17 protein-coding genes and 1 pseudogene are annotated in these 14,212 nt (G+C 72.2%); 8 read left to right on the top strand and 10 right to left on the bottom strand.

Translation table 11 applies throughout. The annotated features are described in order from the left end of the window. The first annotated feature begins 435 nt into the window (after window positions 1-435). On the top strand, window positions 436-867 hold the full coding sequence (locus OG937_32685; GenBank protein WUD76114.1) for a hypothetical protein: 432 nt from the start codon (window positions 436-438) through the stop codon (window positions 865-867). Between the two features lie 70 nt (window positions 868-937). Here the strand turns inward: OG937_32685 and OG937_32680 are convergent, their stop codons facing one another. Then, complete coding sequence (locus tag OG937_32680) at window positions 938-1,549, bottom strand: DNA-3-methyladenine glycosylase (GenBank protein WUD76113.1); 612 nt, start codon at window positions 1,547-1,549, stop codon at window positions 938-940. A 14-nt stretch (window positions 1,550-1,563) separates the two neighbouring features. Further along, window positions 1,564-1,821 (bottom strand): annotated as a pseudogene (locus tag OG937_32675) (DNA-3-methyladenine glycosylase). Window positions 1,822-1,905: 84 nt separating this feature from the next. On the opposite strand from OG937_32675, the gene OG937_32670 reads away from it, so the two are divergent. The 3 genes from OG937_32670 to OG937_32660 all read left to right on the top strand — a co-directional run bounded on the left by OG937_32670 (window position 1,906) and on the right by OG937_32660 (window position 4,180). Then, window positions 1,906-2,688, top strand: coding sequence for a sporulation protein (locus tag OG937_32670; protein WUD76112.1), 783 nt, complete (start codon window positions 1,906-1,908; stop codon window positions 2,686-2,688). Window positions 2,689-2,734: 46 nt separating this feature from the next. Further along, window positions 2,735-3,268: a YbhB/YbcL family Raf kinase inhibitor-like protein gene (locus tag OG937_32665; GenBank protein ID WUD76111.1), complete on the top strand. Its 534-nt coding sequence runs from the start codon at window positions 2,735-2,737 to the stop codon at window positions 3,266-3,268. A 408-nt stretch (window positions 3,269-3,676) separates the two neighbouring features. Then, entirely contained in the window at window positions 3,677-4,180 is a 504-nt protein-coding gene (locus tag OG937_32660; protein WUD76110.1) for an HNH endonuclease, read from the top strand. Between the two features lie 27 nt (window positions 4,181-4,207). Here OG937_32660 and OG937_32655 read toward each other — a convergent pair whose 3' ends face one another. From OG937_32655 to OG937_32640, 4 genes are all read right to left on the bottom strand, one after another. Continuing rightward, entirely contained in the window at window positions 4,208-4,975 is a 768-nt protein-coding gene (locus tag OG937_32655; GenBank protein ID WUD76109.1) for a sulfite exporter TauE/SafE family protein, read from the bottom strand. Between the two features lie 103 nt (window positions 4,976-5,078). Then, window positions 5,079-6,008, bottom strand: coding sequence for an SPFH/Band 7/PHB domain protein (locus OG937_32650; GenBank protein WUD76108.1), 930 nt, complete (start codon window positions 6,006-6,008; stop codon window positions 5,079-5,081). Between the two features lie 128 nt (window positions 6,009-6,136). Next, a complete protein-coding gene (locus OG937_32645) occupies window positions 6,137-6,559 on the bottom strand; it encodes an NfeD family protein (protein WUD76107.1) in 423 nt (140 codons plus the stop codon). 99 nt (window positions 6,560-6,658) lie between these two features. Beyond that, on the bottom strand, window positions 6,659-7,450 hold the full coding sequence (locus OG937_32640) for an ABC transporter ATP-binding protein (protein ID WUD76106.1): 792 nt from the start codon (window positions 7,448-7,450) through the stop codon (window positions 6,659-6,661). Between the two features lie 114 nt (window positions 7,451-7,564). Here OG937_32640 and OG937_32635 point away from each other — a divergent pair, with 114 nt between their 5' ends. Further along, window positions 7,565-8,362 carry a hypothetical protein gene (locus OG937_32635; protein ID WUD76105.1) on the top strand — a complete coding sequence of 266 codons (798 nt, stop codon included), beginning with the start codon at window positions 7,565-7,567 and terminating at the stop codon, window positions 8,360-8,362. Between the two features lie 62 nt (window positions 8,363-8,424). Here OG937_32635 and OG937_32630 read toward each other — a convergent pair whose 3' ends face one another. The 4 genes from OG937_32630 to OG937_32615 all read right to left on the bottom strand — a co-directional run bounded on the left by OG937_32630 (window position 8,425) and on the right by OG937_32615 (window position 11,174). Further along, window positions 8,425-8,691 (bottom strand): chaplin, encoded by a 267-nt coding sequence (locus tag OG937_32630; GenBank protein WUD76104.1) that lies wholly within the window; start codon window positions 8,689-8,691, stop codon window positions 8,425-8,427. Between the two features lie 246 nt (window positions 8,692-8,937). Next, window positions 8,938-9,153 (bottom strand): chaplin, encoded by a 216-nt coding sequence (locus OG937_32625; protein WUD78962.1) that lies wholly within the window; start codon window positions 9,151-9,153, stop codon window positions 8,938-8,940. A 232-nt stretch (window positions 9,154-9,385) separates the two neighbouring features. Then, a complete protein-coding gene (locus OG937_32620) occupies window positions 9,386-10,030 on the bottom strand; it encodes a response regulator transcription factor (protein ID WUD76103.1) in 645 nt (214 codons plus the stop codon). Next, the gene (locus OG937_32615; protein WUD76102.1) at window positions 10,023-11,174 is read right to left on the bottom strand and encodes a GAF domain-containing sensor histidine kinase; all 1,152 of its coding nucleotides are present in this window, start codon (window positions 11,172-11,174) and stop codon (window positions 10,023-10,025) included. Before OG937_32615 ends, OG937_32620 begins: the two co-directional genes overlap by 8 nt. A gap of 189 nt (window positions 11,175-11,363) precedes the next feature. Between OG937_32615 and OG937_32610 the strand changes: the two genes are divergently transcribed. The 3 genes from OG937_32610 (at window position 11,364) to OG937_32600 (ending at window position 14,175) form a co-directional block, all read left to right on the top strand. Beyond that, complete coding sequence (locus tag OG937_32610) at window positions 11,364-12,062, top strand: SDR family oxidoreductase (protein ID WUD76101.1); 699 nt, start codon at window positions 11,364-11,366, stop codon at window positions 12,060-12,062. Then, window positions 12,059-13,117 (top strand): S-adenosylmethionine:tRNA ribosyltransferase-isomerase, encoded by a 1,059-nt coding sequence (locus OG937_32605; GenBank protein WUD76100.1) that lies wholly within the window; start codon window positions 12,059-12,061, stop codon window positions 13,115-13,117. Before OG937_32610 ends, OG937_32605 begins: the two co-directional genes overlap by 4 nt. 314 nt (window positions 13,118-13,431) lie before the next feature. Beyond that, a complete protein-coding gene (locus OG937_32600; protein ID WUD76099.1) occupies window positions 13,432-14,175 on the top strand; it encodes a lytic transglycosylase domain-containing protein in 744 nt (247 codons plus the stop codon). Window positions 14,176-14,212 lie beyond the last annotated feature (37 nt).

The following is a 14,212-nucleotide window of genomic DNA, read 5'->3' as shown; positions in this document are numbered from 1 at the left end:
GTTCTCGTGTCTCCTTGGTGTCGGTCGGTGCCTCGTACCCGTTCGTACGGAGTCTTTCCGAGACTACGCGTTCCGCTCGACTCCTTTTGCGCCCCCTGGGGCGCGGCAGCGGAGTCGTAGGGGCGTCGTAAGGTGACCCGTCGCCCGCGGGCGAGGTCGGCGCCCTAGATGACGTCGCCGCCGCGGAGCAGGATCCCGCTGGGGTTGCCCCTCGGGGCCGCAGACGATGTTCATGCAGTGCTACATACGTAGGCAACCCACTGAACATGTACGTCGTTACATCATCATCTGTCCGGCGTCGTCCGGTGTTCGAAGTGTCAGGCCGTCGTTACGCAGGGATGGAGCCGGAAGGGCGCGGCAGGCGAGCGGTACCGCATCTACACCTGTTCGGGTGGCCGGTGCATCACGTGCCCAGCAGACCCGCTTGACTCCTACGTGGTCCGGCAGGTCATCTCCCGGGCCGAGGAGTGGAACCGGGCTCCTGCCACGGACGCCGCAGACGAGCGGCGCGAGGCCGAGCTACTGGCCGAGGAGATGGCTACATCCGAGAGACGCACCGCCCTGGCGGAGATGTTCGCCGTAGGGGACATCGATGCATCGACCATGCGCGCAGGCATCGGCAGGTGTGATGCCGACCTGGGGAAGATCCGGACCGAGCTGGCAGACCTGGCAGCAAAGCGGGTGCGGGTAGATCTGGGGGACGTCGAGTACCTGTGGGAGGAGCTGGACTACGAAGACCCCGACCGGATCGACTACGTGCGGACGGTCGTCATGCAGGTCTGCGAACTCGTTGAGCTGCTGCCGAGAGGTCGAGGAGTGCGACGGTTCAGGTCGGAGCACTGCCGGATCACCTTCCGGATCCCGTGAGCGATGCGTGACGGCCGGGCTCAACTCCGCGCCGGCCCACCGGCAAGCCGCGAACGAGGCGCACAGCGGCTCAGGCTCCGGCGGACGGCTTGGCTCTCGGGCTCAGTCGGTACGCCGAGACCGTTGGATCACCGGCTAGGTAGAAGCGGTGCTGCCAGTCATGGGCTTTGCTCACACCTACCCGAGGACCGGCCCGGATGAGTGCGGCGGGTACCGGCTCACCCTCGGACAGCGCGACCGAGGCGCCTGTCAGCAGGTCTGTGCCGTTGTGCTCTGCCGTGATGCCGAGCGCTTGGCACAAGTTCCCCGGACCCCGCGCGAGACGTGGACTCTCGACCTTGCCCCCTCGCCGCTCGCGGGCCAGGTCTTCCCCTTCGATGACCCTGCCTGCCCGGATGAGGACAGCTGTAGCGATGCCGTCTGCCCCGGTGACGACGTTGGCGCACCAGTGGAGTCCGTGAGACCGGTAGACGTACAGGTGTCCCGCGGGTCCGAACATGACGGCGTTTCGGGCTGTCCTGCCTCGGTAGGCGTGGGAGGCGGGGTCGGCCGAACCGGAGTACGCCTCGGTCTCCGTGATGGTGATGCTCACGGTTCCCTCGGGGGTCTCGTGGGTGAGGATGGCACCGAGCAGCTTGGGCGCGACTTCTTCAGCGGGGTGAGCAAGATCCACAACGTTCATGCCGACCGCCTTGACATGCCGTAGGTGAAGTAGACGTACGCGTGGCCGGGCGGGCCGAACATGACCGCGTTGCGGTCGGTGCGCCCGCGGTAGGCGTGGGAGCCCGGGTCGAGGGGGCCGGCGTAGGCCTCGACCTCGGTCAGCCGGAGCGCCACGGGGCCGTCGTCCGTCCTGCGTACGAGGGTCCGCCCCAGGAGGTCGGGGGCCACCTCCAGCACCGGTCGGTCGAAGAAGGACCTGGGGAGCGGGGTGCTTTCAGGAGGGGGGATCATGCGGTACGAGAGTAATGGAACCGTTCGGGGTGGGGCCGCGTTCGTAATGACCGAGGCAACCGCCAGTAAAGGGAGAGGGACATCGTGGGCTTCAAGAAGCTGCTTGCGAGCTTGGGCGCCGGTGGCGCGTCGGTCGAGACGGTGCTCAACGAGCCGAACGTCGTCCCGGGCGGGGTCGTCCAGGGCGAGGTGCGGATCCAGGGCGGCTCGGTGCCGCAGCGGATCGAGGGACTGTCGGTGGGCCTGCAGGCCCGCGTCGAGGTCGAGGGCCAGGACGCGGAGTACAAGCAGGACGTCGAGTTCCACCGGCAGCAGCTGGGCGGGGCGTTCGAGGTGCAGCCGGGTGCGGTGCACGTGGTGCCGTTCGGGCTGGAGATCCCGTGGGAGACCCCGATCACGACCTTCCTGGGGCGTCACCTGACCGGGATGAACGTCGGGGTGACGACGGAGCTGGCGATCGCCCGTGCGGTGGACTCCGGTGACCTCGACCCGATCAACGTGCACCCGGTGCCGGCGCAGCAGGCGATCCTCGACGCGTTCGGCCAGCTGGGCTTCGGCTTCAAGAACGCGGACCTGGAGCGCGGCCACATCCGTGGCACGCGGCAGCGGCTGCCGTTCTACCAGGAGATCGAGTTCTTCGCGCCGCAGCAGTACCGCGGGCTGAACCAGGTGGAGCTGAGCTTCGTCGCCGACGGCCACGAGATGGACGTCATCCTGGAGATGGACAAGAAGCCGGGCCTGTTCAGCGAGGGCAGCGACGCGTTCCGTTCCTTCACCGTGGACCTGAACAACTTCCACGCGACCGACTGGGCGGGTTACCTCAACCAGTGGCTGGCCGAGGTCGGCGGGAAGCGCAACTGGTTCTAGGATCGGCGGGCGGAAGCGCGTTTCGCGATCAGCAGGAGGTACCGAGGTGACCGAGCACAAGCGGCGGCCGCTCCCCCACGATTTCCATCCTCAGGTGCCGTCGTTCACGGTGGTGAGCGACGACATCGAGCCGGGCGGCACGCTGAAGGACTCCCAGGTCTACGCCGAGGGCAACGTCTCGCCGCACCTGCGGTGGGAGGGGTTCCCCGAGGGGACCGGGAGCTTCGCCGTCACGTGCTACGACCCCGACGCGCCCACGGGCAGCGGTTTCTGGCACTGGGTGCTCTTCGACATCCCGGTGTCGGTGACGGAGCTGCCCGCGGGTGCCGGCAGTGACGGCTTCAAGGGGCTGCCCGAGGGTGCGGTGCACGTGCGCAACGACTACGGGAGCAAGGACTTCGGCGGCGCCGCGCCGCCGCCCGGGGACGGACCGCACCGTTACGTGTTCACCGTGTACGCGGTGGACCAGGAGAAGCTGGGGCCGGACGGGGACGTGTCGCCCGCCGTCGTCGGCTTCAACCTGCGGTTCCACGCGATCGCGCGGGCCAACCTGATCGGCGAGTACGAGAACCCGCAGTAGTCGTGGCGCTCCCGGCCGAGGGCCGGGGGTCCCAAATTCCGTTGCGCCCCGGCGCTCCCGCATCGCACTGTGGTGTCTGCCTGGTGACCTGACCGTCACCGGGGGTCGGCACCGCAGTGGCGGGGGCGGCGGGGCGTTGCGCTGTGCGGCTCTCGCCGCGCGACCTGCCCGCCGTCCGCCGGAGCCCGGTCATGCGCCCGGGCGTCCACGCCGATCGCCGCGCTCCGGGCGCCCCGGACCCCACGGGGGCGGGCGCCCGGAGTGGCCGGCGGCCGGGGACGCCGTTTCGTTCCCCGTTTCCTCCTGTTCGCTTTCACGTGCGGAAATTACGTTGTCCGCGCGGGTATCGCCCGGTCACAGTGGAGCCACCTCGCCGCGGGGCGGGGATGGACCCGAGGGGTGGGCGACATGCGTGAGACGCTGGTGCTGAACGCGAGCTTCGAGCCGCTGTCGACCGTGTCGCTGCGGCGTGCGGTGGTGCTGGTCATGCAGGACAAGGCCGTGGTCGAGCAGGCTCATCCCGGGCTGCGGATCCGCGCGGCGGCGGTGGAGGTACCCGTGCCGCAGGTGATCAGGCTCTGCAGGTACGTGAGGGTGCCCTTCCGACAACGGGCGGCGTGGTCGCGGCGGGGTGTGCTGGTCAGGGACCGGCACCGGTGCGCGTACTGCGGCCGGAGGGCGACGACCGTGGACCACGTGCAGCCGCGTTCGCGCGGTGGTGGGGACACCTGGCTGAACACCGTGGCGTCGTGCGCGGAGGACAACCACCGCAAGGCGGACCGTACGCCGGAGCAGGCGGGGATGCGGCTGCTGACCCAGCCGTTCGAGCCGACCCCGGCGGACGCGCTGCTGCTGGCCCTGGGTCTGAAGGACCGTGAGGACGTCCCCGGCTGGCTCGCGCTGCCGGCCTGAGTCCTGAGCCCCGAGGCGGTCGCCCGGCTACTTCAGCAGGAGCTGGGCGATCGCCACGAGGCCCACGACGACGATGACGCCGCGCAGGGCGGCGGGCGGCAGGCGGCGGCCGATGCGGGCGCCGAGGACACCGCCGAGCGCCGCCCCGACGGCGATGAGCGCGACGGCGGTCCAGTCGAAGTCGGCGACGAAGAGGAAGAACGCCGCGGCGACTCCGTTGACGATCAGTGCGAGGACGTTCTTCACCGCGTTGATCCGCTGCCAGGACTCCTCGAGGAGGACGCCCATCAGGGAGAGGTAGATGACTCCCTGGGCCGCGCCGAAGTAGCCGCCGTACATGCTGGCGAGGAGGAGGCCGCCGAGGAGGAGCGGGCCGCCGTGCTCGGGGGCGTGCGTGCCGTTGCCGGCCCGGCGGGCCTGGAGCACGCGGGAGAGCCGGGGCTGGACGACGACGAGGACGAGGGCCACCGCGATCAGGATCGGCACGATGGTGTCGAAGGCCTGGGAGGGCAGCGCCAGCAGCAGGACGGCCCCGGTGAGTCCGCCGACGAGGGCGGCGGCGCCGAGCCGCAGCAGACGGTCGCGCTGTCCGGCGAGTTCGCGCCGGTAGCCGATGGCACCGCTGAGGGAACCGGGGACCAGGCCGAGGGTGTTGGACACGTTGGCGGTGACGGGCGGCAGGCCGACGGCGAGCAGGACGGGGAAGGTGATGAGCGTGCCGGAGCCGACGACGGTGTTGATGGTGCCGGCCCCGATTCCGGCCGCGAACACGGCCAGGGCTTCCCAGTAGGTCATAGGCGTCTCCATGGTCGGTGCGGCTCCCCTCCCCCCGACGGGACCGGGGGGAGCCGGAGCGCACGGATCATGTCATACGCGTTCGCGGCGGCGGCCGCGCTGCTCAGTCCTTGTCGAGCCGGGGGGTCTCGCGACGGGTGCCGCCCTCGCCGTTGCCGGGGGCGCCGGGGAGGTTGACGATGCCGCCGAGGCCCTTGAGGGCGTCGTTGAGTTCGCTGGGGATGATCCAGAGCTTGTTGGACTCGCCCTCGGCGATCTTGGGGAGCATCTGCAGGTACTGGTAGGCGAGCAGCTTCTGGTCGGGGTCGCCCTCGTGGATGGACTCGAAGACCGTGCGGATGGCCTGGGCCTCGCCCTCGGCCTTGAGGGCGGCGGCCTTGGCCTCGCCCTCGGCGCGCAGGATCGCGGACTGCTTCTCGCCCTCGGCGGTGAGGATCTGGGACTGCCGGATGCCCTCGGCGGTGAGGATGGCGGCGCGCTTGTCGCGGTCGGCGCGCATCTGCTTCTCCATCGAGTCCTGGATGGAGGTGGGCGGCTCGATGGCCTTGAGTTCGACGCGGTTGACGCGGATGCCCCACTTGCCGGTGGCCTCGTCGAGGACGCCGCGCAGGGCCGCGTTGATCTCCTCGCGGGAGGTCAGGGTCCGCTCCAGGTCCATGCCGCCGATGATGTTGCGGAGCGTGGTGACGGTGAGCTGCTCGATCGCCTGGATGTAGCTGGCGACCTCGTAGGTGGCCGCCCGCGCGTCGGTGACCTGGTAGTAGATGACCGTGTCGATGTTGACGACCAGGTTGTCCTGGGTGATCACCGGCTGCGGCGGGAACGGCACGACCTGCTCGCGCAGGTCGATGCGGTTGCGGATGGTGTCGATGAACGGCACCACGATGTTGAGGCCCGCGCTCAGGGTCCTGGTGTAGCGACCGAAGCGTTCGACGATCGCCGCGCTGGCCTGCGGGATGACCTGGACCGTCTTGATGAGCGCGATGAAGACGAGCACCACCAGGATGATCAGGACGATGATGATCGGCTGCACGTCCACTCCCACGCCGATTGCCTGTGGCTACCTGTACGAAGACATGATCAAGTCTGACAGACCCCGCGGGGAGGCGGGCCGGGTTCGGCGAATTCCCGTGCCGTCTCGGGGTGCGGGGGCGGGCAGGATCACATCACGACGGCCGTCGCGCCCTCGATCTCGACGACGTCCACGCTCTCGCCGGGCTCGAAGGCCCGTCCCGTCTCGAGGGAACGGGCGGACCAGACCTCTCCGTTGAGCTTGATCCGGCCGCCGTGCCCGTCGACCCGTTCCAGGACGACGGCCTGGCGGCCCTTGAGCGCGTCGATGCCGCTGCGCAACTCCGGGCGTTGCGAGCGGCTCCGGTTGGCCAGCGGGCGTACGACGGCGATGCCCGCGACCGAGACGATGACGAAGATCAGTACCTGCGGAGTGATGCCCAGGCCGAGGCCTGCCGCGATCGCGGCGGCGACGGCTCCGACCGCGAACATCCCGAACTCGGGCATCGCGGTCACCACGAGCGGAATACCCAGCCCCACGGCGGCGATCAGCCACCACAACCAGTCGTCCACAGGCCCATCGTAGGGGTCCGCAGTGGATCTGTGACAGGGTGCGACGGCTCTCCCCGAGGCTTTCGGCGCGGGGCTTCGTGCGCGGGTGGCCTCAGGGGGTCACTTCAGGGGAAGCCCGTTGGCCGTCCAGCGGTCGCCACGGCGCTCGACGACGAGCGGGAGGCCGAAGCACAGGGAGAGGTTGCGGGAGCTGAGTTCGGTCTCCATGGGACCGGCGGCGACGACCTTGCCCTGACGGATCATCAGGACGTGGGTGAAGCCCGGGGCGATCTCCTCGACGTGGTGGGTGACCATGACCATGGAGGGCGCGATCGGGTCGCGGGCGAGCCGGCCGAGGCGGCGGACGAGGTCCTCGCGGCCGCCGAGGTCGAGGCCGGCGGCGGGCTCGTCGAGCAGCAGGAGCTCGGGGTCGGTCATCATGGCGCGCGCGATGAGGGTGCGCTTGCGCTCGCCCTCGGAGAGGGTGCCGAACTTGCGGTCGAGGTAGTCGCTCATGCCGAGCCGGTCCAGGAAGGCGCGGGCGCGGTCCTCGTCGACCTGCTCGTAGCTCTCCTGCCAGTGCGCGGTCATGCCGTACGCGGCGGTGAGCACGGTCTCCAGGACGGTCTGCCTGCGCGGCAGCTTCTCGGCCAGGGCGACGCCCGCGATGCCGATGCGCGGGCGCAATTCGAAGACGTCGACGCCGCCCAGCTTCTCGCCGAGGATCTGGACGGTGCCGGAGGTCGGGAAGAGGTAGCTGGAGGCGATGTTCAGCAGGGTCGTCTTGCCGGCGCCGTTGGGACCGAGGATGACCCAGCGCTCGCCCTCGGCGACCGACCAGGAGACCTGGTCCACCAGAGCCCGGCCGTCTCGGACCACGGATACGTCCACCAGCTCCAGAACATCGCTCATGAGCGTGTTGTCTCCCACTTCCCGATCGCATGTCTGCCGTTGCGAGCACCTGCAGGCGCCGCCCCCAGGAAATCTACGCCACGCCCGGGCCGCCCCAGTCCTTAGGCTGGGGGGATGCTCGACGAACCTCGCTCAGGACGGCTGGCGGCCTGGGGAAATGCACTGATTGCCGGACTTGCCGCGCCCGATGACGCCGCTCAGGAAGTGATCGCCGACGATTCGGTCCACCGGATCTCCGGCCTCCCAGGGGAGGCCGGCCCGGTGGGGCTGACGCTGGGGCTGGGGCGGCTGCGCGCGCTCGGCGTGTCCGGGCTGCGGATAGCGCTCCCGGTGCCCGGGCACCCGCTCGGGCTCAGCGGGCCACCGGAGTTCAACGCGCGGGCGCTGGCGGCGGGCGAAGCGGTCATCACCGTCGGCGGACCGGCCATCGGCCTGGTGCCGGAGGTCACGGAGGCCGGTCCGCAGGGCGACGTTCACGTGTCGGTCGAGTGGCAGTGCCTGGAGGTGCGGAACGCTCCGCCGGCGGACGTGCCCTCGCTGGGCGAGGCGGAACGGGAGCTCGCGGAGGCGCTGCGGGACGCCACGGAGGCGCTGGCGCGGCTGGACGTGGCCGGCGCGGGCCCGGCGGCGCAGGCGGCTCTGGAGGCGTACCGGGCGCGGGCGGCGCGCGGCCGCGAGGTGTTGGCGCCGGGGTATCCGCCGCGGGCGGTGCGGGTGCTGGAACTGGCCCAGCGGGTGGGCGCGCTGGTCGGGATCGCGACCGAGGCCCGGTCCGGGCACGGGGCGGCGGTCAGCGCCTCGGAGATCGCCGCCCGGGCGGAGCTGCTGCGGCCGGTGGAGCGCACGGCGCGGCGGGCGCAGGTGGCGGCGTACAACGCGTACGTCGAGGAGGCCGAGCGGCGCAGCGGCTGAGCTGCGCCCGGGACAGGGGAAGGCCCCGCGAACGGCGCTGTCCGCGGGGCGCTCCGCACGCGTCAGCGGTTGAAGCAGACGTTGCCGATCGCGGGGTTGTGAAGGGCAAAACCGTTGACGGTGTTGCCGCACAGGTTGATCGGGATGTTCACCGGGACCTGGATCACGTTGCCGGAGAGCACACCGGGCGAGCCGGCGGCCACGGCACCCGCGTGGGCGTCGGCGGCCGCGGCACCCGCGTGGGAGTCGGCGAGCGCGGTACCGGCCGAACCGGCGGCGGCCGCACCGACGGCGGCGATGATCAGGGCGGCCTTCTTGGCGCTGTTCATGAAACTGTTCCTCCTGTGATGGCACGGCCCGGTTCGAGGAGCCGCACTGTGAGGAACGCGGAGCCCGGGGCGTTGACACGGGGAGGGCACCGGAAACCTCCGTACGGCGGAATCTGCGTGTCGCACCGGCGTGTGCCGCGCGCCGTACGCCTGACGCCCGTGAGCCGCACGAACGGACCGGCCCCGGGGCGGCGGAGCGCTCCGGGGCCGGTGGTCACGGCCGTGCCGTGGGGGTGACGTCCCGGGTCAGCGGTTGACGCAGACGTTCCCGATGGCCGGGTTGAGCAGACCGATGACGCTGATGGTGTTGCCGCAGACGTTCACCGGAACGTGCACCGGCACCTGGATCACGTTGCCGGAGACCACGCCGGGGCTGTTCTTCGCGCCGCCGTGGGCCTGGGCGCCACCGCTGTGGGCGGAGGCGGCACCCGCGCCGACCATGGCGAGGCTCCCGGCGACCATGGCGACGGCGGCGGCCTTGTGCAGGTTCTTCACGTTCTTGACCCTCCTTGCATGGGTACCGCGGCAGGCGCCGCAGCACGCCATGGAGAACGGCCCACGCCCGGCCAGGTTGCGCCATCCGGGCGACATACACCCGACGGTATGAATCTCACTCCGGATGGCGACGATCCGCTTGTCCTACCGCTACGCGCCCCGGCTTCCGTGGCGTCGGACCCCCCTCGGATGCGTCGGATCAGCCGCCGATGCCGTGCCGCACCGCCCACAGGGCGGCCTGGGTGCGGTCGGAGAGGTCCAGCTTCATCAGGATGTTCGACACATGGGTCTTGACGGTCTTCTCCGACAGCACCAGGGCGCGGGCGATCTCCCGGTTGGAGCGGCCCTCCGCGATCAGCGACAGCACCTCGCGCTCCCGGTCGGTGAGGGTGCCGCCGCGGCCCTGACCGGGACCGGAGTCCTCCTGGGAGAGCAGGGCGTCGGCGACCTCCGACTGCAGCAGCACGTGGCCGGCGTGCACCGAGCGGATGGCGCCGGCCAGCGCGTCCGGGTCCACGTCCTTGTACACGTAGCCGGCCGCGCCCGCGCGCAGCGCCGGGACGACGGTGCGCTGCTCGGTGAAGCTGGTGACGACCAGGACGCGGGCCTTGCTGCCGCTGTCGCGCAGCAGGCGCAGGGCCTCGATGCCGTCGACGCCCGGCATCCGGACGTCCATCAGGATCACGTCGGGCGCGAGTTCCCCGGCGCGCTGCACGCCCTCCTCGCCGTCCCCGGCCTCGCCCACCACCTCGATGTCGGGCTGCACCTCAAGGAAGGTCCGCAGGCCGCGCCGGACCACCTGGTGGTCGTCGACCAGCAGGACGCGAATGGGGCCGTCAGCCACCGGGCACCTCCATCTCGATCACGGTGCCCTTGCCGGGCGCCGAGTCCACCGTCAGTCCGCCGCCCACCCCGTCGGCCCGGTCCCGCATCGAGACCAGTCCCAGGTGGCGGCCGGCCCGGCGCACCGCGGACGGATCGAAGCCCCGCCCGTCGTCGCGCACCGTGAGCACCGCTCCCCTGCCCCGGCCCTCCAGGCGCACCGTCACCGAGGCGGCGTCCGCGTGGCGCAGCGCGTTGTGCAGGGCCTCCTGGGCGACCCGCAGCAGCGCTTCCTCCTGGGCGGCGGGCAGGGCGCGGACCCGGCGGTGGCTGAAGGAGATCCGCGACGAGTGCGCCCGGTCCAGGACGTCGACCTGGGTGCGCAGGGTGGCCAGCAGGCCGTCCTCGTCCAGGGCGGCGGGGCGCAGCTCCACCACGACCGCGCGCAGTTCGTCGACGGCCTCGGCGGCGAGCGCGGCGACCTGCCGCAACTCTTCGCGGGCGCGCTCCGGGTCGCGGGCCACCAGGGCGGAGGCGGCCTGGGCGGTCAGCCGCAGCGAGAACAGCTTCTGCGAGACGGCGTCGTGCAGTTCGTGGGCGATGCGGGCCCGTTCGCCGGCGAGCGTCAGCTCGCGGCTGCGCTCGTACAGGCGGGCGTTGGTGAGGGCGATCGCGGCGTGCGCGGCCAGGGTGCGCAGCAGCTCCTCGTCCTCCTCGGTGAAGCCGCCGTCCTGCGGTGGGCGGGTGGCGCAGCGCTTGTTGGCGAGGAAGAGGGCGCCCAGGATCTCGTCGCCGTCGACCACCGGCATGCCGAGGAAGTCGGACATGTCGGGGTGGGCGGACGGCCAGCCGCCGAAGCGGGGGTCGCCCTTCACGTCCCGCAGGCGCTGCGGGGTGGCCTCGTGGAGCATCGCGGCGAGGATGCCGTGCTGCCTGGGCAGCGGGCCGATCGCCTTCCACTGCTCGTCGCTGACGCCGTCGACGACGAACTGGGCGAAGCCGCCGTGGTCGTCCGGCACGCCCAGCGCCGCGTACTCGGCGTCGAGCAGTTCGCGGGCGGACGAGACGATGGTCTGCAGGACCTCGCGCACTTCCAGGTGCCGGCTCATCGCGAGGACGGCCGCGCTCACCGCCTCGATGCCGCGTCGGGACGATCGGCTGGACATGACCTCACCGTACCGGCGGATCGCGGCCCGCGGGATCGGCCAGGTGACCGAGCGCCCCCGGTCCCTGGACCTAGGGCGAAGTTCCCTGCCCCGGTGCTGCGGGCGGCCGAGGTGGCCGGGACGGGGCCGTTCCTACGGTGGGGGGCAGCCGCCGGGCGACGGACCGGGCGGCCGGTGGGAGGACACGTCATGCCGGTGGCAATCATCACGGGGGCGTCGCGGGGACTGGGACGGGCCCTCGCCGGAGCGCTCGCGGAGCGGGGATGGGACCTGGTGATCGACGCGCGGTCGGCCGAGGCGCTGAAGCGGGTCGAGGGGGAGCTGGCGGGCCGGACGCGGGTGGCCGCGCTGCCGGGCGACGTCACCGACCCCCGGCACCGGGTGGAACTGGTCTCGGCGGCCTGGGAGTTCGGTGGGCTCGACCTGCTGGTGAACAACGCGAGCGCACTGGGCGCCGAGCCGCTGCGGCCGTTGTCCGAGCAGCCGCTGGAGGGGCTGCGGGCGGCGCTGGAGACCAATGTGGTGGCCGCGCTGGGCCTCGTGCAGGAGGGGCTGCCGCTGCTGCGCCGGCGGCGCGGGACCGTGCTCAACATCAGCTCGGACGCCGCCGTCGAGGCGTACCCCACGTGGGGAGGGTACGGCGCGAGCAAGGCGGCGCTTGAGCGGTTGTCGGCGGTGCTGGCGGTGGAGGAGCCGGAGCTGCGGGTGTGGTGGCTGGACCCGGGCGACATGGGCACCGCGCTGTACACGGCGGCGGTGCCCGACGATCCGGACGCGGACGGGCGCCCGGCCCCCGAGTCCGTGGTGCCGGCCGTGCTGGGGCTGCTCGACACGGGTGCGGCCGGTGGCCGCTACGTGGCCCCGGCGCTGCTGGAGGCCGGGCGGTGACCGCGCTGGGCGCGCTGAGGGTGCCGGAGGAGCTGGCGGCGCGGGTCCCGGTGGAGCAGCGTGCCGACGGGGCGTCGGGCCGCGACGGGGTGCGGATGCTGGTGGGCGGGCGCGCCCGGGGCGAGGTCGCGCACCACGCCTTCGGTGACCTGCCGGGGCTGCTGCGGGCCGGGGACGTGCTGGTGGTGAACACCTCGCGGACCCTGCCGGCGGCAGTAAACGCGGCGCTCGGGGAGTCCCCGGTGGTGGTGCACTTCTCGGGGCTGCTGGACGACGGGCGCTGGGTGGTGGAGCTGCGGACGCCCGACGGACGGGGCACGACCCGGCCGCGGGCGGGCGGCCCGGCGGGGGTCGCGGTGGCGCTGCCCGAGGGTGAGCGGCTGATGCTGCAGGAGCCGCTGAGCCCCTGCGGGGAGCGGCTGTGGGTGGCGCGGGCGTCGGTGGCGGACGCGATGGCGTTCCTGCACCGGCAGGGGCGGCCGATCCGGTACGCGTACACCCGGCGGGACCAGCCGCTCGCGGCGTACCAGACGGTGTTCGCGGTGCCGTCGGCCGACGGCCTCGGCTCGACGGAGATGCCGAGCGCGGCGCGCCCCTTCACGGCCGGACTGGTCACGGCGCTGGTGAGCCGCGGCGTGCAGATCGCTCCGGTGGTGCTGCACACCGGGGTGTCCTCGGGCGAGGCGCACGAGCCGCCCTACCCGGAGCGCTTCTCGGTGCCGCGGAGCACCGCCTGGCTGGTGAACGCCGCCCGGGCGGGTGGTGGCCGGGTGGTGGCGGTGGGCACCACCGCGGTGCGCGCCCTGGAGACGGCGGCCGACGAACGAGGGCGGGTCGCGGCGGCGGACGGCTGGACGGACCTGGTGGTCACGCCGGAGCGGGGCGTACGGGCGGTGGACGGCCTCCTCACCGGGCTGCACGACCCCGCGGCGTCGCATCTGCTGATGCTGGAGGCGGTGGCCGGGCGCGAGCTGCTGGAACGGGTCTACGACGCTGCGGTGGGGGCCGGTTACCTCTGGCACGAGTTCGGGGACGTGAACCTGCTGCTGCCCTGACGGCCCCGCCCGGGGCACCCGGAGTGGCCGCGCGGTCGCGGTGCGCGACGGGCCTGTGAGGCGGCACATAGGGCGTACGTCACGTACGAGGACGCCTAGTAGGAGGCGGGGTGGCCGGATCGGCCGGAAGTGCGGCGTGTGCCGTACCCGGTCGGTCCCGCCACTACGACTTCGGGTAGTAATGGATGGGTTTGGTCGGGGAATTTCCCGGGGCTAAGAATGCTCGGGTCGCTCCGCGCCGCGTTCGACACGCGGCGCCTCTCCTTGCCCGAGGGCGGAGTGGGGCGCAGCCGAATGGAAGAGGTCACTCCCCCATGCAGCTCCCGACGATCCCGAAGTTCGACCGTCTGACCAAGACCCACAAGTTCTCCGCCGCCGGCCTCGCCGCGGCCGGTGTGGGTGTCCTGGCCATCACCGGTGTGACCGGGACCAGCGGGACGGCGCAGGCCTCCGGCAAGGCACCGGAGGCGGTCGCCGGACAGGTACGGTCCGCCGCCGCCAAGCAGCACGCGTCGCACGTCGCGCACGTGGCGCACCGCAAGGCGCTCGCGAGGCAGCACGCCGCCCACGTCGCGCACCAGGCCGCGGAGCGCAAGCGCCGGGCCGAGGAGCGCGCCCGCCAGGCCGCGCACGAGGCGCACCGGGCCCACGCGCGCCGGCAGGAGCAGCAGGCCGCCAACCGCAGCCACGAGCGCAGGGCCCTCGTCCCGCAGCAGCGGCACGAGACCTCGCGTCCGGCACCGCGCGCGGCCGCCCCGGCGGCCCCGTCCGGCAGCCCGCAGCAGATGGCGCAGCAGATCATCGGCGACGCGGCCCAGTTCCAGTGCTTCGCCAACATCGTGATGCACGAGAGCACCTGGAACCCGTACGCGGTCAACCCCTCCTCCGGCGCGTACGGCCTGGTCCAGGCGCTGCCGGGCTCCAAGATGGCCTCCGCGGGCGCGGACTGGCGCACCAATGCGGCCACGCAGATCAAGTGGGGCCTGGACTACATGAACGGGCGCTACGGCAGCCCCTGCGGCGCCTGGTCGTTCTGGCAGGCCAACCACTGGTACTGAGCCGGCGGGCGCGGACCGTACGGACATGCGGAAGGCG

This window comes from Streptomyces sp. NBC_00510 (assembly GCA_036013505.1).
Taxonomy (GTDB): Bacteria; Actinomycetota; Actinomycetes; order Streptomycetales; family Streptomycetaceae; genus Actinacidiphila.
This window is presented reverse-complemented; position numbering and strand designations above follow the sequence as displayed.